Origin of the sequence: Gillisia sp. Hel_I_29, from assembly GCF_000744275.1 — a bacterium.
GTDB lineage: Bacteria > Bacteroidota > Bacteroidia > Flavobacteriales > Flavobacteriaceae > Gillisia.
Genome location: NZ_JQLP01000001.1, coordinates 753234 through 776630, shown reverse-complemented (window position 1 = coordinate 776630; position 23397 = coordinate 753234). Strand labels below are relative to the sequence as shown.

Genomic DNA, 23397 nt, shown 5'->3' with positions numbered 1-23397 from the left:
GCGACTTAGTTTTTTAATCCAAGTCGCTATTCTTTTTTATTTTGTAAATTACTTTGCAAAAGTGATCGCAAAAATTTCGCTACTATTCATACACAAATATGCGTTGTACGCAAGTCTATATAATTTTATTCTTTCGAAACATACTCAGATATATCCTTGGTTAAGATAAACTTGAAATTGGCAAACGTGTAAAACAGCATACCTATTGTAATTCCAACAAGCGCATACTCTATTTTTGGCAAATAGGTTGATGCTATGGTTATAAAAATACATACCAGTGTATTAATTGTCATCCTTTTACGGAAGGGAGGAATAAAAACAATATAAACGGTTTGTTTTCCGATATAAAAAAAGCTCATTCCCGTAATCGCCAGAATTCTAAACTCATCCATATTTAGATCATTTAAAATAGCATGTCGAATCACATTAGCCAAGATTACAAAACCCATAGCTAAAAACAAGTGGGAATACAACATAGGAAACCCGTTGGTCATAGATTTAATCCGCTCATTAACATGAAAACTATCATAATATATCCACCAAATAAGGCCAATCATAATAAAACCCGTAACTGCCGCCACAATACTTAAAATGTCCCAATTGACATTTCTTAAAGTACCTGTAAGACTTATAATAGATTCTCCCAGAAGTATTATTGAAAATAATCCTATTCGTTCTACCATATGTTCGCGATGGACTGGTTTTGGTTTCTCCAAATTCCGTGTACTTACAAGATAAATACCGAGCATTTCAACTAGAATTCCTGAAACCAAAACAATTTCCCTTAAGGGTGTTTCCAAGGAAATGGAAATAGCTGAAATTCCCGTGCCTAAAAGAATTATATAACCACTTTTCCTAGCATAACTTACAGAGTGCTGGTCTTGATTAGATGCTCTAAAAAATAAAAACACCAATATTAACTTTATAACCGCATAAAAACCGACAAAGGCAGGATAATCCTGAAAGAGATCATCTCCAAAAAATGCAGACATGATTATCATCAAGAACATAATTGTAAGACTAAAGATTCTTTCAGTCCTATTATCATGATTGAATCGATTGGAAAATAAGGTATGTACGATCCAGATCCACCAGATCAAAATAAATTGTAATGGGAATAGCCAAATCTGTTCAGGAGTTAAATGGTTATTATGAGTATGCGCCAGAGAATGAGTTACTACTCCAATGCTGGATACAAAAACAAGGTCGAAGAATAGTTCGAGCCAAGTAGCATGTCGGTGTTTTAGAAAATATTCCAAATATTCAATTTTCAGGATTTACTTTTAATGAAATTGTAAGCGACTTTTCCTTCAGCAACCACTTAACCTTCCTGGAAAGCCTGCATACTTGTTGCTGTTAGTCTATTGCCCAAAAGTACTAAATTATCTTAAAATAATTAAATGCTTTTGCACCTTGTAAATCATCAATTCTAAGATCAATAGTTGCTAATTTATCTTCTTTAGAAATAAAATTGGCAATTCCAACCATTCCACCTACTGAATCCATTATTAGATCAATAACGCCACCGTGCCACCTGCTTCTTCGAATGTCTCCTACCAATTCTTCCCTGTAAGGTAATAATACCCGTACTGGCTGAACCAAAAACCAAAGTTGTACAAATGAAAGCGCTAATATATTAATGGAAAAATGTTTAGCAGATTCTAAAGAAATGGCAGTAAAATATCCTGATTTGACTAAAGGGTATTGTAAATGATCAACTGCAAAGATTCAAGCGGAATACATCGAGATTATTAAAATTGGAATTGAAGAACAAAAGCAAAAGTTATTACAAGTATTTCCAAGCTGCTTGTCGGATTACCAAAATAATGTGAAAAAGCATAATTAAAACATTAATACTAATAAGCCTGCGCACAACAAAGATGAGACACTTCTTCTGGGAAGAGTTGTCGTGTACGACTGATGGTAGAATGCCAGGGTAGCTCTTCATCAATATAATACCCGATGAAATACAAGATATCCAGCCGCATACTGCAATGTTCGATAAGTTTGCGGTCACTGATGATAATCTCTAAATAGCCCACCAGGCAAAGTTTAAAGAACACCACCGGATCTATACTCTTCTGACCGCTGCTGCCATAAAAGCCACGTGTAAGATCATAGAGAAAATCTAAGTGTAAGGATTCTTTCAATCGGCGGTAGAAATTAGTGACCGGCACCCGCTCACTCAGCTGAAAACTGTTGAACAGCTGTTCTTGATATACTTTTTTTCCTTGCATACCATGAAATTAGAACACAACTGTAAATTAAGTATAACCGTATGTTAGCTTTTTGCTAACTTGTGCAACAGGCACAATGTGTATAAGCAATAGCGGGTTAAGTGCTTAATTCAAGGTTATTGCATTTAATCCGCAAAAACCAATTTTTTATTTGCTTTTAAAATGTAAATTAGCAAATAGATAAAATGATTTTGCTTAAATTAGTACAAAGTTGAGAGTTCAGTCTTTCTAATCCGCTCCTTCGCAAAGCCCTTTTCCGTTGTGCGTCAGCTTAAAAAATCTATCGTACCAAAATAGGTTGACTAAAATTTAAACACTTTTAGTATCCTATGGACACACAAAACAATCAGCCCTGCCGAAAAAGAAACGGTAAAGAAACCTCTTTTGAATTCAAGATTTTCGTCATTCAGCAAATTGCCAACGGACAAATTTCTGCTAACTTTGCTTCCAAGAAATACAACATTTCCAAAAGTACAATCGCCTATTGGCAAAAGAAACTATCCAATTATATGACCGAAAAAAAATACAGAAGCAAAGACGATGAGATTAAAGCATTACGCGAAAAAACCTACGATTTAGAAGGCATCAAAGACTTCCAGCAAGACATCATCATTGAGTTTGAACGAGTTACCGGAAAGGAACTCTCAAAAAAGTTCTTGCCCGGGAAATTGGCAAACGAGATTCAGCGCAAAAAGAAAAAATTAAAGGATTAAAACCTTTTAAGAAACGCTGGATATACCAATCTCTCGGGATATCTAAACAAGCTTACTATCAGAAAATTAAAGCAGATAAAATTCAAGAAAAATCAAACCAAACGGTATTAGAAATGATCGCTGAAATTCGAAAATAAAGACGGAAAACAGGAACCGTAAAGCTATACGAAGAAATCGCTCCTAAACTCAAACAAAAAGGTATCGAAATGGGTCGTAACAAGCTCAATTCCCTATTCCGTTTTAACGGAATGCTCATAAAGAAAACTAAACGCTTCCACATCACAACAGACTCTAAACATGGATTTTACAAGTCTCCTAACAGAATTAAAGAATTGGAAATAACTCATGCCGAACAGGTGTTTGTTGCCGATATAACCTACATCAAAACGGATTCTGGACACACCTATTTGGCTTTAGTAACCGATCTTTATTCCAAGAAAATTATGGGCTGGAGTTACTCCGACAAAATGCCTGCAGAAATCGTGATCCACGCACTAAAAATGGCTAAAAGAAACGCTATTCATCACGAAAAAGAAATTATTCACCATTCAGACAGGGGGATCCAATATTGCTGTCCTGCTTTCTCTGAATATGCCGAAAAAAAAAAGGATTCATTTTAAGCATTACCCAACAATATGAACCTTATGAAAACACTGTCGCTGAACGTGTTAATGGAATTTTAAAGAGGGGGGGGGGGAATTTGGTCTAAAACAATCCATCAAAAACAAAGAAACTGCCTTTAAAATGATTGCTCAAGCCGTAAGAATTTACAATGAAAAAAGACTGCATTGGTCACTTCAATTCAAAACTCCAGAAGAAGTTCATTGCAGTTAAAATGAAACGAAATACCTTTCTTATAAAAGAAAAACCGCATGATGTTGTCGAAAAAACTACGCAGAGGGCGGGAAATAAAATGTGGGAAAATTAAGCCCAGAAAAGCTAGGAAATTTTTCCAAATTTTATTCTCGCAAAAACAAAAAAATAACTGCTTTTGAATTAATAATTAACCTAAAAAAAGGTCAACCTATTTTGGCACATGACAAATTTTTAAATTCCATTTCATCTTGACTACATTAGATCATTTCTATATATAAAATCCTTTGTAAAATTTTACAAAGGATTTTATACATAAATGAAATATTTTATTTTTAAAAAATTAAGGGGTCAAAACCACTTTCACACAACCATCTTCTTTATTTCTAAATTTCTTGTAAGCTTCCGGAGCTTCACTTAATTTCATTCTGTGTGTGATAATAAAAGAAGGATCTATTTTTCCTTCTTCTACTTTTTTAAGTAGAGGATCTAAATAATGTTGCATATGTGTTTGTCCCATTTTTAAATTAAGGGATTTATTCATTGCCATTCCCATTGGTAGCCCATCAACCTCTCCTACATAAACGCCGGGTATAGAAACATTTCCTCCTTTTTTACAGGATTTAAATATTTGAGCCAACGCATTTGGCTGTGCTTTATCAAGATCTTTATTGAAGCCTTCCGTACCGTGAGCTTCTGCACCAACCGCATCAATACAACAATCAGGGCCCTTGCCACCTGTCATTTCCATCAGTTTGGCATATACTTCATCTGCATCTACAGTTCTAATAACTTCAGCCTTACTATGTTTCTCAGCCATATCTAGACGTTCTTTAATCACGTCTATAGCAATTACACGTTTTGCTCCTAGCATCCAAGCACTTTGTATTGCAAATTGGCCTACTGGTCCACAACCCCATATTGCAACCGTGTCACCTTGTTTAATATCTGCATTTTCTGCACCCATATAACCGGTTGGGAAAATATCAGAGAGAAATAAACTTTGTTCGTCACTTAAAGAATCCGGAACTTTAATTGGTCCAAAATCTGCATAAGGAATTCTTACATACTCAGCCTGTCCTCCAGAAAATCCTCCCAACATATGCGAAAATCCAAATAGCCCGGAAATGGAGTGTCCTAAATTTTCTCTACAAAGTTCTTCATTCGGGTTAGAATTGTCACAAAGAGAATATTTGTGATCATCACAATAATCACAATTTCCGCAGGCAATCGTAAACGGAACTACAACACGATCTCCTTTTTTTAATTTTTTGACATCTTTTCCTAATTCTACAACCTCTCCCATAAACTCGTGACCAAGGATGTCACCATCCTTCATGGTAGGCATTAGATCGCCATAAATATGGAGATCGGATCCACAAATTGCGGTAGAAGTCACTTTAATGATAACATCTCTTGGATCTTCAATTTTTGGATCGGGGACATTATCAATTCTAACGTCTTCCTTTCCGTGATAACATAATGCTTTCATAATGATTTATTTAATTGGTTTCTAATTGAGTAATTTATTTAAGATACTAAATGTAACATTTGTAATGAAAGAACTATTTAAGTTTAACAAGTTTTATGAATATTGTAAAAACTATATACTACATACATAATATAATTAAGAAAATAGTCTGCAATACAGTTAAGTGTTTTCCGTATAAAGCACTTTATACCTACCCACATTCTTTAATTTTATCATCTTAATAAAGTTTTATGAGGAGAGGTTTTCTGTATAGTATTATATTTTTAGTGGGTTTAGTTTTAATGTGGTACGATTCTTCAATTTTTGTGTTTTTATTACTTATTAATTTTGGTTTTCACTATTTCCAATTAATAAGTCAGTTATGGCTAGCATATAGAAAAAAACGTACTTATACTCCTCTTAGAAAGAACAAAAATTCCCCATTTATTTCAATTCATATTCCTATTTGTGATGAGCCACCAGAGATTGTCATCCCTGTAATAGAGAGCTGTTTAAACCAGACTTATTCAAACTTCGAAATTATTGTTTTCGACAATAATTCATCCCAAGAGGCTAATTGGAAGCCCGTACAGGAATTTTGTGCTTCACATAATAAAGTTAAGTTTTTCCACCAGAAAAAGCTTAAAGGGTTCAAGGCAGGTGCGTTAGATTTTTGTAGAAAAAAATCTCATCCTTCCACACGTTACGTTATTACGGTTGATGCGGATTATATGTTAGATAGAAAATGTTTATCTACCGCAATTCGCTATATTACAAACTCTAAATTAGCAGTTGTACAATTTCCGCAAGCTTATTATAATGCTTCGGAGCAAAATTTTCTAGTAAAAGAATTTGAACATTACTTTAATACATATGCTAATGGTGGAAATAAGAAAGGTACAGCTCTACCTACGGGTACGCTTACATTAATTTCTGTAAAAGCCTTAAATAAGGTAGGAGGTTGGAAATCTTTTTCCCTTACCGAAGACGCTAATTTAGGAATTAAATTGTTAGCCAATGGTTGTAACCTATGGTATATTCCTAAAATAGTTGGTAAAGGTTTAATCCCTTCTACCACTATCAGTATATGTAAACAACTTAATCGATGGATTTACGGCAATATGCAATGTTTAATTAAAATTTTTAACAATAGCAGATTACGCTTTAATGATAAGTTGATCATAAGCGTGCAACTTAGTGCTTGGATAAATTTTTTAGGTTTTCCTAGCTTGGGGCTTTTATTGTTGCTTATTTCTAGGGCTTTTAATCAAAGTTTACCACTGCAAACTATGATACAAATTTGTTTGGGACATTACTTACTATTTATCCTTGTTAAATTACTTATTTTTAAAAAAGCAAGAGTTCCAATACGCCCGATTGGGTAAAAGAAAAAACCAATTTATACCGTTTTTTTATCTTCAGAAAATAGGAAGTCGGTTTCTTTACCGAAAATTGAAACAACCAAACGTGTTTTAATAATTAGTGGTAAAGGCGGAAATGATAAATTAGAATCAAGCACTGAAATAATTGTTGAAATATTTAAAGGATATGAAATTTTAGCTGCAGGAAATCACAACAAAAAAGCTTCCGATTGGCGATTTACATTTATTTCCAAATCATTGTATTGGGTTGCAGAGAACAATGAAGTTAAGACTGAAACACACCCAAAATGCTATACGTATCTTCTAGGTAAAAATGAAACTGTAAAAACGGCGGTAAACCAATTTGAATGGCTTTTTAATCAAATTAACTCTAGAGAGATTCTAAAAGACGAGTTCTATCTCGACTAGACCTTTGATAGCCTACAACACGCAAAGAGAGCAACAAAAAACAATTAATCTATACAACGAAATAAGATTACATTTATCTTTAGACTATAAAACACCGAATATGGTATATTTAAAAACAGCGTAAATCTCCCGATAGTTATCGGGATTAACCTGTAGCCATATTTCAGGACAAGACATTAATTTGAATCTAGTTTAGCAAAACCAACTGTCTTACGATAATTATCAGGTGATACTCCTACCTTCTTTTTAAAAAAACGACTGAAATAGAATTCATCGTCATAACCTAAAAAAGCAGCAACTTGTTTCACTGGTTTAGAAGTTAGATAAAGTTCTCGTTTCGCCTCAATAATAATCCTATTTGAAATTAAGGATGAAGTCGTTTGATTGAGATATTTCTTGACGATACCGGCTAAAGTTTTAGGACTTACACATAGTTCATCTGCGTATTCTTGGGGAGAATGGAATTTGCAATAATTACTCTCAATTGCATCGACTAAATTTTGTAAAATTTCTGTTTTTGAATCTGACAATCTGGGAGTTAATTGTTGATCAAATTGTTTCTTATGTCTGACCGCTTCTATTAAAAACACTTTTAAAAATGCCACAAGAACTTCATGCTGAGCAATTGAGTCTTTGTCCATCTCTTTCGAAATTTGATCAATCAAATTAAGAAATAGGCTTTGCTCGTTTACAGTAAAATAGGGTAAACCATGGAAATTATTAAAAAGGGATCCCTCGGTCTCTATTTCGTTTTGATGTCTATATGTACAAAAAAAATCGGGATGAAAATTCAATAAATAACCCTGACACTTTTCTTCAGAACATATCATGAAAGGTTGATACGGAGCCAAACAAATCATTTGATTTCCTTGCAATTCAAAACTTTGAAAATCAACGCTTAGTTCATAGCTAATTCCACATAACAAAACGATAGAATAATAATTTCTTCTTTGTAAATGATCAAACTGGCTTAGGTCGTTGAACTCTTCTAATCTAAACGCAAGTTCCCCGTTTTGTTTGTCTATAATTATTTGGGCCATACTAAATTTATTTTTTAGCTCATTCAAATTTAAAAAGAAAGGAGTGCCAAAAGCACTCCTTTCCTAAATCAAATATTTATTTTGAAGCTAGAATGTTAATTTTTTGAATAGCTGAAGCATCAAAGCCTTCCAAAATTAAAGGCGCATTCTCCATCAACGCTGCTGCTACTTTCCCTGTCAAATGAGCATCTCTGCCAGCGTCATCTGCAAACGTATCGAAAATGGCATAGGTTTCTTCATTGATTTTAATAGCATACCATGATAAAGTTGCAGGCTCGGAATTTACCAATGACTGGCCCGCTTGTAAGAAATCCTCCACTGCAGATGTCTTTCCTTCTTTGGCTTTCATAATCACCAACAATCCGTTATTCTGATTACCCACTTTATGATTACTTGCTTGAACATCAACGGTCTTAATGTCTCTGCTAGAATCAAAACCTTCTAAAAGATCTCCAGCATTGGCCAATAGGGCTTTTGCCACTTCTCCTTTTAAGTGTGCCTGTCTGCCTTCTTCAGCTTCAAATGTGTCATAAATTCCGAAAGTTTGTTCATCTATTTGAAATGCAAACCAAGATTCAGTTTTTGGTTCTGCATTTACCAATGATAAACCACCTAAAAGAAACTCTTTCACTTCTTGCACCTTACCTTCTTTCGCTTTCATGATTACTAATAATCCGATTTTTTCATTTTTTGTGTTGTCCATAATATTGCTTTTTTTAGATTGAGAAAATGTTTGAATTGTTATCCCTAGAAGTAGAACTAAGCTACTTAATTTAAATAAACTTTTAAATTTCATTTTGACTTATTTTGTTACACTGCAAATGTGGAAATAAATAAGGGGCCTTGGAATGGAGATAAGAGACTTGAGCATGGACAATTTTCCAGTGACAATGAAGAATGTAAAAAAGCTCATAACACTTTATATGAAATCATAGCTCCCATTCGGGCGGTACGCTTCATATACTAAACGTTGTGCGTAATGCGGAGAAGTGTCATTTCCTGAAATAGGTTGACTAAAAATTAAACCTTTTAGTACTTGGAATTACTACATTAGACTGGACATAGAGTTGAGTGACTATTATTGCAAGTTATTAACTTAGCAATTATGAGACGTAAAGCCAAACATTACACTTTAGAGTTTAACAAAAAGCAGTAGAATTAAGTTATGCCAAAGGCAGTGTAGCACAGGTTTGTGAAGACTTGGATTACTTACCTGCTGTTCTTTACCGGTGGCGTAAAGAGCAAAAGAATTATGGTAAAAATAGTTTTCCCGGCCAGGGTAATCCTAAAATGACCGATGAACAAAAAGAGATAGCTCGTTTAAAGAAACAGCTTAAAGAAGCCGAATTAGAACGTGATATCTTAAAAAAGGCGATTGGCATCCCAGCCTGCCGGCTGGCAGGTTCTCCGCGAGCGACAAGAAAAATACAGGTTCATAAAACAGCATCGTATGAAATTTCCTGCCCGTAAGATGTGCACTATATTAGCTGTGAGTAAAAGCGGTTATTACCATTGATTAAAATCTGGTCCCAGCACCCTTTGGAAAGAAAATCAGAAGCTCTCTTCATTAATCAAAGATATATTTGAGGATAGCCACCAGAGCTATGGAGCTCCGAGAATAGAAGCTGAATTGAAAGCTTTAGGCTTTAAGATTTCAAAGCCACGGGTAGCCCGTATAATGAAGGCAAACTATTTATATGCTAAGAGAAAGCGTAAGTTTAAAGCCACCACCGATAGTAACCATAAATATCCCATAGCACCAAACTTGTTGAACCAATGCTTTAATGTAGCTAGAGCTAATCAAGTATGGGTAAGCGATATTACCTATGTTCAGACCAATCAGGGTTGGAGTTATCTAACAGTGATTATCGATCTATTTAATAGAAAATTTAAGTGATACCCTAAATACCGAAGATACTGTTATAAAAGCTTGGCAGATGGCTATTAAAAATACCAAAATCACACAACCTTTGATTTTCCATTCAGACCGAGGTATTCAGTATCCCAGCCAAAGATTTACCAATCTACTTAAAAGTTATAATGGCCTGGTAAAACAATCTATGAGTCGAAAAGGAAATTGCTGGTACAATGCCGTGGCGGAATCCTTTTTTAAATCTCTAAAAGTAGAGTGGGTATATTGGCATAAGTACAAACTTAGATCACAGGCAGAGTTATCTATCTTTCAGTGGATAGAAACCTGGTACAATACCAGAAGAAGACATTCTTATTTAGGAAACAGAACCATTAAAGAATTTGAAAGAGATATGTATAATCAAAAACTAGCAGCATAGTCACTCAACTTAAAGTCCAGTTTTTTATTGCAAGTCCACTATTGGAACTTCCATCAATTCAGGATATGGATTATCTAATAGTATTGGTTCAACACTATCATCAATATTGCTCGTATAGTACATTTTAAAATGCCCCACAGGAGCATCTGGCGTATGTTTTCGATCATTATCATCCTCCCAATGTGTGAACACACTACCTTCCTTTATCTTTTCTAAAACAGTTTCTATTTCATTTTGAGGTAAAAGGAGGATAACTAATATATTTTTTAAAAAGATTACTCCAAAAGTGAGTCGACTTAGAAAATAACATTCCAACAAGACCAAAAATTATTCCTGCCAATAATGCCCATAAAAGATTTTCAGGATTCATATCGGCAATTTCTTTAATGTAATAATGAGTATGAGAAACATTCCATATTCTACAAAAGAAATCAGCTAAAACAGCTGCTATGAAACTTGGAACGATGGCATCTAATCTAAGTCTTCCCAAAATCAACACTTCCAAAGCAAATATTCCTCCAGCCAAAGGTGTTCTAAAAACAGAAGCAAATCCTGCACTTATACCAGCGATCAGAACGATTTTCCGATCTAGTTTGGATAATTTAAAGAGTTTAGTAAATCGATCCGCGACCGCACCGCCAACTTGTACAGCCGTTCCCTCCCTTCCAGCAGATCCACCAAAGAAATGAGTAAGCACTGTACCAAAAAGTACTAAGGGAGCCATTCTAAATGGAATTATCTTTTTGGGAGAATGAAATTCTTCTAGAAGCAGATTGTTGCCTTTGACAACACTATCTCCATAAAAATAATATGAAAGTCCTATTACAAAACCTCCTAAAGGAAGTAACCATATAATCCATAAATGTAATTCTCTCCAGTTAGTTGCCCATTCTAAACTTAAGAGAAAAAAAGCTGAAATACTCCCAACTATTGCACCGATTAATGTGCAAATTAATAACCCGATGTAAATACCATTACAGCCTCTGAAGATGGAACACTAAATATTCAATCTGGCCTTACTTTCGATTCTCAAGTAGACGGATTTCAAGACGTGGATCGAAATGGAAATACCATGGTTGGTATTTCTTCTCCTTTAAGTCCGACTATGGGTGAAAACATAAAGTTTTATACGGTAGATATTGCCTCCAATACAAAAAACAATATCACCAACATTCCATTTAGCAGTGTGTATGATATTACTCAAGATTGGATTTTTCATACTGGAATGCAGATAAGCGGAGGGAAATTATATCAAACCTTTTACCCTGTAAATGCCACTACTTACGAAACCAAAAATACTGATACACAATATGTAGCAATTTATAGCTACCCCGGCTTTGAGTTTGTAAAAGTAATTACAGATACTCGTGTAGGACCAGCAGGTGCTTTTAATACGCGAAGCGGTATTTTTAAAGCTGAAAATGGTGATCTATATACTATTTCAAATTCTAGCTTTACAAATGGATATAGCCAATCGACTAAGCCCGCTGGAATCTTGAGAATTCCAGCAGGTACCAGTTCTTTTGACCCAGATTATTTCTTCAATACAAGCGAAGCTATGACAGGAGGGCGTATTGCTCATGCTATTTATATTGGAAATAATAAATTATTTGCAGCCGTAACTGTTGCAGAACGTACAATAGATAATCGTTGGAGTGATACAAACTTGCGTTTAGCAATTGTAGATCTTACAAGTCAAACTATTTCTCTTATCGAAGGTGCGCCGGAATTTACCGGAAACGGCGGGCGCAGTTTTGCAGCTTTTAAAGAAGAAGGAAAAGTATATACCTCAATTTCTGATGCTAATGGTACTGTAAATATTTACCAAACAGATATTAGTACTGCAACAGCTGTTAAAGGAGCAACAGTAGAAGCTTCATTCGTTGGTGGAATAGGACGTTTAAGATAAGTGAATTAGCAAATTAATTAAAAAACGCGTATTCTTTTAACTAGAATGCGCGTTTTATATTTATGAAAAAAAAGCGTTTAATACTTAATTAGCCCTTAATTACACCCAACAGAAATTAAGCATAGAGTAAGTTATAGTGAATTTGGGGTGACCATTGAATAAAAATTGTACTCTTATCTTACCATAGTATCTTTCTACCTACCTTATATTCACTCCAAAGAATAGATAAAGGAATAGTTATTACTTAAATAGTTTTAAGTTGTCGTCAAATCTGCACTTATTTTTTGCAATAGGAATAGTTTCATTGCAATTTATCTCTTTTTCACGGCTACTGACTTTTTCATTATTACGAATCGCTTTTCAGCTCTGAAAAATTCGGAGATATTTTTCAGTAGGATTTAATCAAAATTATTAAAATATACCTCATTGGGTATATTTTCTTAAAAAATTAAATAATATACCTATTCAGGTATAAAACATGATAATTTTATTATATTGCACCCGTAAAGGTATATTATGGAAAAATGGAATCGCAGCAATCCTATTGCCGAATATTTGCGAAAACAGAGGAAAGCGAGTAAAATGACCCAAACAGAGCTGTCCGACCTGACGGGAGTAGGGCTGCGTTTTGTTCGTGACCTAGAACAAGGTAAGCCCAATTTAATGACTGATAAAGTAAATCAGGTATTGCTTTTTTTTGGTGCTACTTTGAAACCTCAGCCTATAACAAATGAGAAAAGCTAAAATTTTTATTGACGATGTATTAGCTGGAATACTATCTGAAAATGAGGAAGGATATTTTTTTCAGTATGAAAAGACTTATTTAGATAGTATGGTTAAGAAACCTGTTAGTTTGACATTGCCACTTCAAAAAGAACCTTTTAAAGCCGAATATTTATTTCCATTTTTTGATGGTTTAATACCAGAAGGTTGGTTATTAAATATCGCTCAAAAAAACTGGAAATTAAATCCACGTGATCGTATGGGATTACTGATGGACACCTGTAAAGATTGTATAGGCAATATAAGTGTGACACCGTTATGAAAAATTGTTTAGCCTGTTTTATGCCCTTAAAAAAGGATGATATAATTTATCATCCTAAATGTCTTGCAGATTTCTGGCAAAATGAAACTCCTGTATTGAAATTAAACTTCTCAATATTAGAACTGGAAAAACTAGCCAAAGAAAATATCTCACAACGTATAACGGTACCCGGTGTGCAGCCAAAACTTTCATTAGGGTTCACTAACAAAGAAGAAAATAAAAGATTAACCATAGTAGGAGCATTGGATGGTAAATATATTTTAAAACCACCTTATTCACAGTATCCTCAAATGCCGGAAATAGAGGCATTATCGATGTTAATGGCTCAGGCTTGTGGAATTGCAACAGTTCCTTTCTTACTAATTCCTTTGAAAGATGGAGAGCTCGCATACCTTACACGTAGAATCGATCGGGATCAGAAAAACAATAAATATGCTATGGAAGATGCCTGCCAATTTACTGAACGGCTTACAGAACATAAATATCGAGGTTCATATGAACAAATTGCCAGAGCTATCTTAAAGCATAATGGAAATCGATTGATGGACGTAGTGCATTTTTATGAACAGGTAATAGTATCTTACCTAATTGGTAATAATGATATGCACTTAAAGAACTTTTCTTTGATATCTACAGAAACCAATTCATATCAATTGGCACCGGCCTATGACATTCTTGCTGTAAAACTACTAATGCCAGAAGAAGATGAAGATCTAGCGCTAACACTTAACGGGAAAAAGCGAAAACTAAGGCAGAATGATTTTAATGAAGCTATGTTAAAAGCACATATCCCAGAAAAGGCAATTGATAATCTTTGGAAGCGAATTGGGAGAGGTATGTTTGAGTGGAAAGAATTGATTGAGCGTAGTTTTCTTTCAAACGAAAGAAAAGAAAATTTTAAAAAACTAATAATCCAGGAATCAACAGAAATAAATTTAAGAACGACTGACTAATATATATTGATTTACGCATATCTTCAATAATAGATTGTTTTATAGTTATAATCGCTTATTTCATTCGAACAGAAATACCTGACTTTTTATAACATGTAACGAGAATGTTATTCGAGTTTCCAATTAAAAAATACCTCTATTTAAAATTTATCTTTAATAATTAATAAAATTTACATATCATACCCGCTCCTTTTTTCGATTTAGTAAGTGGTAGCATTTATGAAGGCGATTAATTTGATAGATCATAATTATAATTGTTGTATAAACATAGCTATTCCAGTTTATAAAGAATAGTCACCTCCATTGTACGAAGAGATATTTAAAAAAATTATATTAATCCGTAAGAATAATTTAATAAGGAAAACACATAAAGTACAAGCTCCTATAATCTTCTCTCAAACAAATGAAGCTATCAAATAAATTTTGATAGCTTATATACATTTAATATTAATGTAAGTTCTTTAATCCTCATATTCTTTAATAATGGAACCAATTTCATCAAAAATTACCATTTTTTCATTGTTCCAACCTTTTTTTAATTCAACTTCGTAAGTAATTTTACCCGCTTCTTCCTTCATTTCTATATCCTCAATTTTAAAAGAAGAATAAGAAGTACTAATTTTAGATTTGATAGCCTGTGGTAGTTCTGCTTCATTTAATTCTTTTTCCGTTTTTATAGTTTTTCCGGAAGCATCATACCAAATTTCATTTTCATTTCTAGCTATATCAAATTCTACTTTGTAGAGATCATTTTGTTTTTCCCACTCTATATTTGTGGCATTGACAAATTCCTTTTCGAAATTTAGTCTTAAATCCCTTGGAACTTCGTTATTTTTTAAGTCTTGCGCATTTACTGCCACAGTTGCAAATAAAGTAAGAGCAGCTAATTTTAAATTTTTCATAATAGTTGTTTTTTAATTTGATTCAAAGAAAGAAGCCAAAACTGGAAGAAATTAGGAACTTATAATAAAATTGAAATTCCCAAATCTTTCTAGAATTAGCTCGTATTTTTAACCTTTATCACCGAATATGAAAATACTTATAATAGAAGACGAGCAGGAAATGCGAGAGAATATGCAAAATTCTTTGGAAAGAGAAGATTTTGTAGTAGAAACTGCAGATGGATATCATGATGCACTTTCCAAAATTGGTGTATATGAATATGATTGTATTTTGCTTGATATATCTCTGCCAGATGGCAACGGACTTGAAATTCTAAAGGAGCTTAAAAATAAAGAAATATCAGATAACGTAATTATAGTTTCTGCTAAAGATTCTTTAGATGATAAAATTAAAGGACTGGATCTGGGAGCAGATGATTATTTGCCAAAGCCTTTTCATATTGCAGAATTACATGCAAGAATAAATGCTGTTTTAAGACGCAAAAAATTTGATGGATATAATATTCTGAACATTGCTAATGTGTCTATCAATTTTGATAAACATCTGGTATTTATTGATAATAACGAAATTAGTTTTAATAGAAAAGAATTTGACATTCTCTTATACCTTGTCACAAATAAAGACAGGTTGGTAAATAAATCTGCACTTGCAGAGCATGTTTGGGGAGATTATATAGACCAAAGTGATGATTTTGAATTTATTTATTCCCAAATAAAGAATTTAAGAAAAAAGCTTAATACATATAAGGCTGACATTGAAATAAAAGCAGTTTATGGAATTGGATATAAACTGATAAGTTTATGAAATTACTAAATTATACTACCAGATATTTTGCAATAATCTTATTTGTTCTTCTTTCAATTTGGGCGGTCATATTTTATTATGCCATGCTGGATGAAATATACGATAGTATGGACGATGGTTTAGAAAATCAAAAAATGTTAGTGATTCGTCGTGCAGTAGAAAATATTTCTATTGAAGAGAAAAATGACTTTGGAGATGGTTATTATACGCTCAAAAAAATCAAATCAGAACATGCTAATAATATCAAAGATCACTACCGAGACACTTTGATGTATATGCATAATGAAGAGGATTTTGAACCAGTAAGGCTATTGGAAAGTGTTTTTAAACATAACAATGAATATTACAAGATAAAAGTTATTACCTCGATGGTCGAAGAAGACGATCTTATAGAAGATCTCTTGTACTCACTCTTATGGCTATATTTAGGTTTAATAATTTCAATAATATTTTTGAACAATATTGTCCTCAATAAAATTTGGAACCCATTCTACAAACTTATCACTGAGCTTAAAAATTTTAATATTGAAAAGGATGAAAATATAAAGGTTCAGCAAACTTCAATTGAAGAGTTTAATTTATTGAATAAACAAATTCAGGTCCTCCTGCAAAAATCCCGAGATAGCTTTATAGGTCAGAAGCAGTTCATCGAAAATGCTTCCCACGAATTGCAGACTCCGTTGGCTATTAGTATCAATAAGTTAGAATTATATATTGAAAACTATGATCTAAGCGAAAGTGAATTAGTGCAAATTGCCCAGGTACTGAATAATTTAGAGCGTTTGACCCGCTTTAATAAATCCTTGCTGCTATTAAGTAAGATTGAAAATCGACAATTCCTTTATGTACAAGAGGTATCCATCATTTCAATTATCCAAGAAGTGGTTGAGGATTTTTCAGATTTTGCTGCTCACAAACAAATGGAGTGTATAATAACATCCGAAGAAAACATTGTTTTTAAAATGAATAGGGACCTGGCAGTCATTCTATTCACCAACCTCATTAAAAATGCAATTGTTTATGGGGAAAATGGAAGTCTGATCAATATTGAAATTGAGAAACAAGAGATAAGAATCTCTAACTTATCTACACAAGAAGCCTTGAAAAAAGAGAAATTATTTACCCGTTTCTATAAAATAAGCAGTAAAAATTCCAATGGTCTTGGTTTGGCAATCTCTAAAGCCATAGCTGATGAATACGATCTAGAATTAGAATATTATTTTGATGAAAGACACATTTTCAAAGTAGTATTTCCAAAATCCTAAATTTCTTCCCAAAATATAATCTTACAAGATAAATTCCAGGTTCTTTCCTGATTTCAGTTTCATATTGCGGTAATCTTTAAAATCTGTAATATGAAACGAAGAATCTTAATGACAGTGATTTTAGCAGGAATCCTTATATCCTGTAATTACAATGATAGTCCTGATGTGAAAACTCCTTCTGTGGTATTAAATACTTTTCAGCGAGAATTTCCAGAAGCAATAGATATTAGATGGGAGGAATTTAAAGATAAGTATGAAGTAGAATTTGAATATAAAAATATAGATTATTCCGCCATAATTGCGAGGGATGGTAACTTGATTAAATATAAGTATGAAATCTTGTCTTCCCAATTACCAGAAGCTGTGAATAACACCATCAAGACTAATTATGATATGAGAAAAATTGATGACTATGAAATTTTAAAAATTGGAAAAATTACTTATTACCAGATAGAAATTGATGGAAGCCTAATGGACGAAAAACTGGTTTTTAATTCAACTGGAGATCAAAATCCACAGATAAAATATTTTGATTAATCTAGTAGCTACAAGAAATATCAACCTTTATAAATGCCTATTTATAAAGCGATTTTTTTACTTAAAATTATCAATTATGAACAAAACTGTTTTATCAATTATACTCGGAGTACTTATTTTGGTGGGAGGATTAATTTTCTCATTTGAGAGAAAAGGAACTTTCACACAGAATAAAGATTATTCCTATCAGATCGAATCCACATGGGAACTTCCCAAAATTTTGTCTGAAATTTCAGGAATAGAATGGATTGACGAAAATAAAATTGTGGGAATTCAGGATGAAGATGGGATCCTATTTATCTATAATTTAAAAACATCCAAGATTGAGAAGAAAATAGAATTTGCTGACAAAGGAGATTATGAAGGTCTAGCAATACATGAAAAAAATGCATACGCGTTGAGAAGTGATGGTACTATTTTCGAAATTCTCAATTTTATGGAGAATCATCCAAATATCTCAAAGTTTGAAACTTTCCTAACTGCTTCTAATAATGTCGAAGGACTTTGTCTGGATCTAGCTCATCATCAGCTTTTACTAGCCATTAAAGATAGAGAATCAGGTAGTGATGATTATAAAGGGGTATATTCCTTTAATTTAAAAACTAAAGAATTAAATAAAAACCCCTTTATTAAACTTGGTATGAAGGATAAGTTACTGGAAAATTCTAGCAATAATATAAGTAAAAGATTGAGACCTTCAGACATTGAGATTCATCCTATAACCGGTGAGATATATATTTTAGACGCTAAAGATCCCAAGCTGCTCATATTAGATAAGAACAGAAAATTTAAAAAATTATACGCTTTAGATGAAGATAAATTTAATCAACCGGAAGGTCTTACATTTACTCCTACCGGCAGACTCTTCATATCGAATGAGGCAGGGAGTAACCCAGCCAACATTCTAGAGGTTATTTTAAAGAAAAATTAATATATGAATACTGCATCTCTCGAAAATGCTTCAATTAAAAAAAGCAAAGCACCATTATATATTTCCATAAGCATTATTGCACTGATAATTGGCTCTTATTTTTTGATTCCCAGCGTACAACAATTCTTAAATGAGAGCTGGAGCGTACTTACTAGCAATAATAATGAACGTATCAAAAACTGGGTAGATGGTTTTGGTTGGTTTGGCCCTTTGCTCTTAGTATTATGTATGGTAGCGCAAATGTTCCTTCTAGTGATTCCGTCCGTTGCGCTTATGGTTGTTTCGATTTTGGCCTACGGTCCGGTTTGGGGTAGTTTAATTGTACTGGTTTCCATATTTACCGCCTCCTCTACAGGTTATTGGATTGGTCGATATTTTGGACCTGGGATTGTAGAGAAATTAATTGGTCATAAATCTGAAAAAAAGATCGCCAATTTTTTGGAAGATTATGGTTTTTGGGCAGTAATCGTTACACGTTTAAACCCTTTTCTTTCAAATGATGCGATAAGTTTTGTTGGGGGAATTCTTAAAATGGGATATTGGCGCTTTATTTTTGCTACTATAGTTGGGATTGCACCTTTAACACTATTTATAGCTGTAATAGGCAAAAGTACCGATTCTTTAAAAAACGGATTATTATGGGGATCGTTGGTTAGTTTGGTAATTTTCGGACTATATGTTTACTGGGATAAATGTAAAAGAAATTAAATTTAAAATTCCAACAGTAAGGATAAATGACTTTCAAGGCTCAAATAAAAATAACTCTCTTCTTATTTTTTTTTCTTACGAGCAATAATCTTGCATTTACACAAAATACGCAATCTTACTTTTTTGAAAATGAATTCGAGGTTTCTCTCACTTTAGTAAACAGATGGTCTATGAATTTTGGAGTAGGTAGTCGCAGTCTGCTCGAAGAAAGATTTGATGGTGAAAGAATATTTGGGTATCAACATGAGCACCTCGAGTTGAATCATTTTACGAATTATCAAACCAATGAATCACTGCTTTTAAGTCTAGGACTGCGATATAGATTTAAAGAAATCTTCAATCCTATTGAAACAAATGAAATCAGAATTATTGAGCAAATAAAATTTGTGCCTATAAATTCATCTCTCTTCCATAGATTACGCCTCGAACAGAGATTTAGAAAAAATACAATACATCGTCTAAGATATGATATATCATATTTATTTCCTCTAGACCAAAATTTCTCTTTAACATTAGGAACGGAAGCTTTATATGCTATTTCTTCCCAACTAAAACCAGAGGCCGAACAAAGATTCTCAATTGATCTAGAAATTTCTGCTTTGAAAGATTTAGAACTTGAGCTTGGTTTCGAATATAGGATAGAAAACTATTCTCAAGATCTGGAACATGAGTTTTTTATACTAACTGGGATGAGTCTGAATCTGAACTAAATTTGATTAAATAAATAGTAATTTGATCCTTTAAAAGTTAAAATTTAGTTAAAGGTGTCCACTTCGGGGACACTCCCATCGGCTATGCTTGGAAAGTCCAATAATAGAGGCACGAGCAAATTTTAAAGCACTCCCGCCTCGAGTACTTAAAAACCCTGATAATCATTTAATTATCGGGGTTTTATTTTTTCCTAATTTCCTTGGGCTATTCACAACACCTAAATCAATCATTTTTCTACCAATCCAGATCACTCTATCTTTATGTAGCTGAATGTTCTCTTCAGACATACACCACATCAACATTCTAACCTTCAATAAGATCGTTAAAAACGTTACAAAATTAACTCAACCATAAGATTTACGAAACTTTAACATATCCAGGTTTTAAAAATTCCTTTAATAAAGTATGAATATAGATCTTATCAAGTAAAATTGGTTTAGATCAAAATGAGATTATTTATTATACGACGCTAAAAAAAGCAAGTAAAAAATTCAAACTAATCTAAAAAGAAGTTGTGAATTCATACCGCATATGTAAAGGCAAATGCCAGTTACAAGATAGTTCTTGCAGCACAAATTACTATTTTAATAAACCTAGAAACTTGGCCTTCTCAGCAACCAAACTCTACGAAGATACATGTGCGAATTTCACTTTAATGACTTCGGACTACCAAAAAAAGAATGGATGATCTAATGGAAATAAACCCCATTTGACACTATAAATATTTAAAGATATCATACACAGTCATTTATAGAATATTATTTAGAATTATTATAAATAGTTAGGTTATTTGGGTTCATAAATATAAATTTGACCAAAAATATTATTTATAATTAGTCTAAATAAAAACAAATGAAACAACTATTACTTCTATGCATAATGTTAACCGGCAGCTTGATGCTTTCACAAAATTCTCAGGTTTACGGAATAGTTAACGATGCAAATATGCATCCGCTTTCTAGCGTAACCGTTCTATTAAACGGTCTGAATAAAGGCACCCTGTCTAACAATAAAGGAGAATTCTATTTTTATGATCTTAAAGACGGAAACTATACCCTAACTATTTCCTATATAGGTTTTAAAACCAAAGAAATTTCTTTTTCCATTACCAACAATGAAGATCTAAATTTAAAACCAATAGTTATCTATGAAGGCAGCGAGATCTTGAATGAGGTGATCATACAAGGAGAACGCACTAACAAATTCTCTAGAAAGAAAACCGCTTATGTGGCTAAATTACCTCTAAAAGATATAGAGAACACTCAGGTTTATAGCACTATTACAACAGAACTATTAAAATCTCAACTAACAACAAATTTTGATGATGCTTTAAAAAATGCTACAGGTGTAGAACAATTATGGGCATCTACCGGTCGAGGTGGTGATGGAGCTGGCTATTATTCACTACGTGGATTTTCTGTGCAGCCTCAATTGGTTAATGGATTGCCTGGATTAACGAATGGAACCATTAATCCTGCGAATATTGAGCGAATTGAAGTCTTAAAAGGCCCTTCTGCTACTTTATTTGGTAACGCTGTAAGTTCTTACGGAGGACTTATAAATGTAGTTACCAAAAAACCGTATATAGGAACTGGCGGAGAGTTATCCTTTTCTACCGGATCATACGGGCTTAATCAAATTATTGGTGATTATAATACCGCATTAAGCAAAAAAGACGATCTCTATTTTAGAATAAATACCGCTTATACTACAGAACAAAGTTTTCAGGACGCAGGATTTAGAAAATCTTTCTTCGTAGCACCTTCTCTGTCTTATAAAGTAAGTAACAAACTTTCATTTTCTTTCTATTCAGAAATCACACAGGCAGAACAAACCAATCCTACATTTTTATTCTTGAACAGATCTGCACCATCTGAGGCTAAAGATCTTGAAGAACTTAACTACAACAATAAATTATCTTTTACGAGTAATGATCTCACCTTAGAAAATCCCAATCAGAACTATAGAGTGGAGATGGATTATAAAATTTCAGATTCTTGGCAGTCTCAAACTCTGGTGTCAAAAAGTGCAACTTCTACCAATGGTTATTATTCCTATTTATTTGAATACGGAATTTTACCCAACAACACATTTACCAGATATATAAACAAACAAAACTCCAATACTCAAACCACCGATATTCAGCAAAATTTTATTGGCGATTTTAAGATTGAAAACTTAAGAAATAGAGTGGTTATTGGATTAGATTACTTTACTGCTACTACCACAGATAATAGTACGGGTTATGCTTTTTATGGCAACATCACTCCACAAGGTGGGGCCAATGGAGATAATCCATTTACAGAGAATGTGGAAGAGGATCTTTATCCGCTTTCCACCTCAGCTGTAGACGCTGTGCTAGCTTCTCAACCTGTAGGGAATAACAAATCTAGATATCATATCTATAGTTTATATGCTTCTGATGTTTTAAGTATTACCGATAATTTCTCTGCGATGTTAGGCTTAAGATTAGATAGGTTTGATAATGAAGGGGATGTTAATACAGAAGAAGACAACTATCAGCAAAATACGCTATCTCCTAAATTCGGACTGCTTTATCAGCCAATAAAAGATAAACTTTCGGTGTTTGGAAACTATCAAAATGGTTTCAATAATGTAGCTCCAAAACTGGTTGGAAATCCCGAAGATGGCGCACAACAACTTAAAACCTTCAAGCCTGAAAGAGCCAATCAGACGGAAATTGGAATAAAGACTAACTTTTTTCAAAATAGATTCAATTTAACAGCAAGTTATTATAACATTCAGGTTAAAGATAGAGTGATACAAGATCCAGACTCTCCTTTTAATAGCATTCAGGGTGGGGAAATAGAAAGTAAAGGTTTTGAGATCGAAATAAACACCAATCCGTTACGAGGATTAAATATAAGAGCAGGTTACAGCTATAATGAAAGTGAAACCACCAAAACAGACGATCCTTTAATTCTGAATAAAAGGCCTTTAGAAGCCGGTCCCAAAACCTTATATAATTTTTGGGCAGATTATCAATTTAACGGCGTGTTAGATGGATTTGGATCTGGATTAGGTTTTAACGGAGCCAGTGAGCGTTTTGTTAAGAATTATACTACTACCGGGAACTTTATTTTACCTAGTTATTTTGTAGCAAATGCTTCGGTTTACTATAAAAATGACCACTACAGAATAGGATTAAAACTGAATAATGTTCTTAATAAAGAATACTATAAAGGGTGGTCTACCATCAATCCGCAAACTCCAAGAGCATTAATTGCCAACATTTCATACACTTTTTAATTAGCC

The 23397-nt window shown here is 33.3% G+C and carries 23 protein-coding genes and 2 pseudogenes; 16 read left to right on the top strand and 9 right to left on the bottom strand.

Going from position 1 to position 23397, the window contains the following annotated elements; all coding sequences use genetic code 11:
- Positions 1-125: 125 nt before the first annotated feature.
- From P163_RS03485 to P163_RS03475, 3 genes are all read right to left on the bottom strand, one after another.
- Positions 126-1259 (bottom strand): low temperature requirement protein A, encoded by a 1134-nt coding sequence (locus P163_RS03485; protein ID WP_051931085.1) that lies wholly within the window; start codon positions 1257-1259, stop codon positions 126-128.
- A 118-nt stretch (positions 1260-1377) separates the two neighbouring features.
- On the bottom strand, positions 1378-1602 hold the full coding sequence (locus P163_RS17730) for a hypothetical protein (protein WP_051931083.1): 225 nt from the start codon (positions 1600-1602) through the stop codon (positions 1378-1380).
- A 254-nt stretch (positions 1603-1856) separates the two neighbouring features.
- The gene (locus P163_RS03475) at positions 1857-2237 is read right to left on the bottom strand and encodes a transposase (RefSeq protein WP_034887614.1); all 381 of its coding nucleotides are present in this window, start codon (positions 2235-2237) and stop codon (positions 1857-1859) included.
- Between the two features lie 329 nt (positions 2238-2566).
- On the opposite strand from P163_RS03475, the gene P163_RS03470 reads away from it, so the two are divergent.
- From P163_RS03470 to P163_RS18265, 3 genes are all read left to right on the top strand, one after another.
- Positions 2567-2950: a helix-turn-helix domain-containing protein gene (locus tag P163_RS03470; protein WP_034887612.1), complete on the top strand. Its 384-nt coding sequence runs from the start codon at positions 2567-2569 to the stop codon at positions 2948-2950.
- Positions 2951-3156: 206 nt separating this feature from the next.
- The gene (locus tag P163_RS18065) at positions 3157-3570 is read left to right on the top strand and encodes a DDE-type integrase/transposase/recombinase (protein ID WP_081891280.1); all 414 of its coding nucleotides are present in this window, start codon (positions 3157-3159) and stop codon (positions 3568-3570) included.
- A gap of 152 nt (positions 3571-3722) precedes the next feature.
- Positions 3723-3878, top strand: a complete 156-nt coding sequence (locus P163_RS18265) for a hypothetical protein (RefSeq protein ID WP_156100642.1) — start codon at positions 3723-3725, stop codon at positions 3876-3878.
- A gap of 228 nt (positions 3879-4106) precedes the next feature.
- Here P163_RS18265 and P163_RS03460 read toward each other — a convergent pair whose 3' ends face one another.
- A complete protein-coding gene (locus P163_RS03460; protein WP_034887610.1) occupies positions 4107-5255 on the bottom strand; it encodes a zinc-dependent alcohol dehydrogenase in 1149 nt (382 codons plus the stop codon).
- Between the two features lie 230 nt (positions 5256-5485).
- On the opposite strand from P163_RS03460, the gene P163_RS03455 reads away from it, so the two are divergent.
- The gene (locus tag P163_RS03455) at positions 5486-6619 is read left to right on the top strand and encodes a glycosyltransferase family 2 protein (RefSeq protein ID WP_081891279.1); all 1134 of its coding nucleotides are present in this window, start codon (positions 5486-5488) and stop codon (positions 6617-6619) included.
- A 581-nt stretch (positions 6620-7200) separates the two neighbouring features.
- Here the strand turns inward: P163_RS03455 and P163_RS03450 are convergent.
- Both P163_RS03450 and P163_RS03445 read right to left on the bottom strand, forming a co-directional pair.
- Positions 7201-8064 carry a helix-turn-helix domain-containing protein gene (locus P163_RS03450; protein ID WP_034887607.1) on the bottom strand — a complete coding sequence of 288 codons (864 nt, stop codon included), beginning with the start codon at positions 8062-8064 and terminating at the stop codon, positions 7201-7203.
- Positions 8065-8140: 76 nt separating this feature from the next.
- Positions 8141-8767, bottom strand: a complete 627-nt coding sequence (locus tag P163_RS03445) for a putative quinol monooxygenase (RefSeq protein WP_156100641.1) — start codon at positions 8765-8767, stop codon at positions 8141-8143.
- A gap of 378 nt (positions 8768-9145) precedes the next feature.
- Between P163_RS03445 and P163_RS18055 the strand changes: the two are divergent.
- Positions 9146-10355, top strand: a pseudogene (locus P163_RS18055) (IS3 family transposase).
- Between the two features lie 24 nt (positions 10356-10379).
- Here the strand turns inward: P163_RS18055 and P163_RS18260 are convergent.
- Complete coding sequence (locus tag P163_RS18260) at positions 10380-10547, bottom strand: hypothetical protein (RefSeq protein ID WP_156100640.1); 168 nt, start codon at positions 10545-10547, stop codon at positions 10380-10382.
- A gap of 52 nt (positions 10548-10599) precedes the next feature.
- A pseudogene (locus P163_RS03430) lies at positions 10600-11346 on the bottom strand (chloride channel protein); the annotation flags it as partial.
- Positions 11347-11406: 60 nt separating this feature from the next.
- Between P163_RS03430 and P163_RS03425 the strand changes: the two are divergent.
- The 4 genes from P163_RS03425 (at position 11407) to P163_RS03410 (ending at position 14262) form a co-directional block, all read left to right on the top strand.
- Positions 11407-12264 carry a DUF4374 domain-containing protein gene (locus P163_RS03425; protein ID WP_051931079.1) on the top strand — a complete coding sequence of 286 codons (858 nt, stop codon included), beginning with the start codon at positions 11407-11409 and terminating at the stop codon, positions 12262-12264.
- Positions 12265-12780: 516 nt separating this feature from the next.
- On the top strand, positions 12781-13008 hold the full coding sequence (locus tag P163_RS03420) for a helix-turn-helix transcriptional regulator (RefSeq protein WP_034887605.1): 228 nt from the start codon (positions 12781-12783) through the stop codon (positions 13006-13008).
- Positions 12995-13309: a HipA N-terminal domain-containing protein gene (locus P163_RS03415; protein WP_034887603.1), complete on the top strand. Its 315-nt coding sequence runs from the start codon at positions 12995-12997 to the stop codon at positions 13307-13309. Before P163_RS03420 ends, P163_RS03415 begins: the two co-directional genes overlap by 14 nt.
- A gap of 20 nt (positions 13310-13329) precedes the next feature.
- Entirely contained in the window at positions 13330-14262 is a 933-nt protein-coding gene (locus P163_RS03410; RefSeq protein ID WP_231556147.1) for a HipA domain-containing protein, read from the top strand.
- 461 nt (positions 14263-14723) lie between these two features.
- Here P163_RS03410 and P163_RS03405 read toward each other — a convergent pair whose 3' ends face one another.
- Positions 14724-15164 carry a PepSY-like domain-containing protein gene (locus P163_RS03405; protein ID WP_034887600.1) on the bottom strand — a complete coding sequence of 147 codons (441 nt, stop codon included), beginning with the start codon at positions 15162-15164 and terminating at the stop codon, positions 14724-14726.
- 127 nt (positions 15165-15291) lie between these two features.
- On the opposite strand from P163_RS03405, the gene P163_RS03400 reads away from it, so the two are divergent.
- The 7 genes from P163_RS03400 to P163_RS03370 all read left to right on the top strand — a co-directional run bounded on the left by P163_RS03400 (position 15292) and on the right by P163_RS03370 (position 23391).
- A complete protein-coding gene (locus P163_RS03400) occupies positions 15292-15969 on the top strand; it encodes a response regulator transcription factor (RefSeq protein ID WP_034887598.1) in 678 nt (225 codons plus the stop codon).
- Positions 15966-17234: a sensor histidine kinase gene (locus P163_RS03395; protein ID WP_034887596.1), complete on the top strand. Its 1269-nt coding sequence runs from the start codon at positions 15966-15968 to the stop codon at positions 17232-17234. The genes P163_RS03400 and P163_RS03395 overlap by 4 nt, the downstream gene beginning before the upstream one ends.
- A 90-nt stretch (positions 17235-17324) precedes the next feature.
- Complete coding sequence (locus P163_RS03390; protein ID WP_051931077.1) at positions 17325-17771, top strand: PepSY-like domain-containing protein; 447 nt, start codon at positions 17325-17327, stop codon at positions 17769-17771.
- A 76-nt stretch (positions 17772-17847) separates the two neighbouring features.
- Positions 17848-18702, top strand: coding sequence for an SdiA-regulated domain-containing protein (locus P163_RS03385; protein WP_034887595.1), 855 nt, complete (start codon positions 17848-17850; stop codon positions 18700-18702).
- 3 nt (positions 18703-18705) lie between these two features.
- Complete coding sequence (locus P163_RS03380) at positions 18706-19410, top strand: TVP38/TMEM64 family protein (RefSeq protein WP_034887593.1); 705 nt, start codon at positions 18706-18708, stop codon at positions 19408-19410.
- A 26-nt stretch (positions 19411-19436) separates the two neighbouring features.
- A complete protein-coding gene (locus P163_RS03375) occupies positions 19437-20120 on the top strand; it encodes a DUF2490 domain-containing protein (protein WP_034887591.1) in 684 nt (227 codons plus the stop codon).
- 853 nt (positions 20121-20973) lie between these two features.
- Positions 20974-23391, top strand: coding sequence for a TonB-dependent receptor (locus P163_RS03370; RefSeq protein WP_034887590.1), 2418 nt, complete (start codon positions 20974-20976; stop codon positions 23389-23391).
- The last annotated feature ends 6 nt before the right edge of the window (positions 23392-23397 follow it).

Bases quoted from the DNA above. Each gene is read 5' to 3' on its own strand.
- P163_RS03475 (WP_034887614.1), bottom strand. From the start codon at position 2,237: ATGCAAGGAAAAAAAGTATATCAAGAACAGCTGTTCAACAGTTTTCAG.
- P163_RS03470 (WP_034887612.1), top strand. From the start codon at position 2,567: ATGGACACACAAAACAATCAGCCCTGCCGAAAAAGAAACGGTAAAGAA.
- P163_RS18065 (WP_081891280.1), top strand. From the start codon at position 3,157: ATGGGTCGTAACAAGCTCAATTCCCTATTCCGTTTTAACGGAATGCTC.
- P163_RS18265 (WP_156100642.1), top strand. From the start codon at position 3,723: ATGAAAAAAGACTGCATTGGTCACTTCAATTCAAAACTCCAGAAGAAG.
- P163_RS03460 (WP_034887610.1), bottom strand. From the start codon at position 5,255: ATGAAAGCATTATGTTATCACGGAAAGGAAGACGTTAGAATTGATAAT.
- P163_RS03455 (WP_081891279.1), top strand. From the start codon at position 5,486: ATGAGGAGAGGTTTTCTGTATAGTATTATATTTTTAGTGGGTTTAGTT.
- P163_RS03450 (WP_034887607.1), bottom strand. From the start codon at position 8,064: ATGGCCCAAATAATTATAGACAAACAAAACGGGGAACTTGCGTTTAGA.
- P163_RS03445 (WP_156100641.1), bottom strand. From the start codon at position 8,767: ATGGACAACACAAAAAATGAAAAAATCGGATTATTAGTAATCATGAAA.
- P163_RS03420 (WP_034887605.1), top strand. From the start codon at position 12,781: ATGGAAAAATGGAATCGCAGCAATCCTATTGCCGAATATTTGCGAAAA.
- P163_RS03415 (WP_034887603.1), top strand. From the start codon at position 12,995: ATGAGAAAAGCTAAAATTTTTATTGACGATGTATTAGCTGGAATACTA.
- P163_RS03410 (WP_231556147.1), top strand. From the start codon at position 13,330: ATGCCCTTAAAAAAGGATGATATAATTTATCATCCTAAATGTCTTGCA.
- P163_RS03405 (WP_034887600.1), bottom strand. From the start codon at position 15,164: ATGAAAAATTTAAAATTAGCTGCTCTTACTTTATTTGCAACTGTGGCA.
- P163_RS03400 (WP_034887598.1), top strand. From the start codon at position 15,292: ATGAAAATACTTATAATAGAAGACGAGCAGGAAATGCGAGAGAATATG.
- P163_RS03395 (WP_034887596.1), top strand. From the start codon at position 15,966: ATGAAATTACTAAATTATACTACCAGATATTTTGCAATAATCTTATTT.
- P163_RS03390 (WP_051931077.1), top strand. From the start codon at position 17,325: ATGAAACGAAGAATCTTAATGACAGTGATTTTAGCAGGAATCCTTATA.
- P163_RS03385 (WP_034887595.1), top strand. From the start codon at position 17,848: ATGAACAAAACTGTTTTATCAATTATACTCGGAGTACTTATTTTGGTG.
- P163_RS03380 (WP_034887593.1), top strand. From the start codon at position 18,706: ATGAATACTGCATCTCTCGAAAATGCTTCAATTAAAAAAAGCAAAGCA.
- P163_RS03375 (WP_034887591.1), top strand. From the start codon at position 19,437: ATGACTTTCAAGGCTCAAATAAAAATAACTCTCTTCTTATTTTTTTTT.
- P163_RS03370 (WP_034887590.1), top strand. From the start codon at position 20,974: ATGAAACAACTATTACTTCTATGCATAATGTTAACCGGCAGCTTGATG.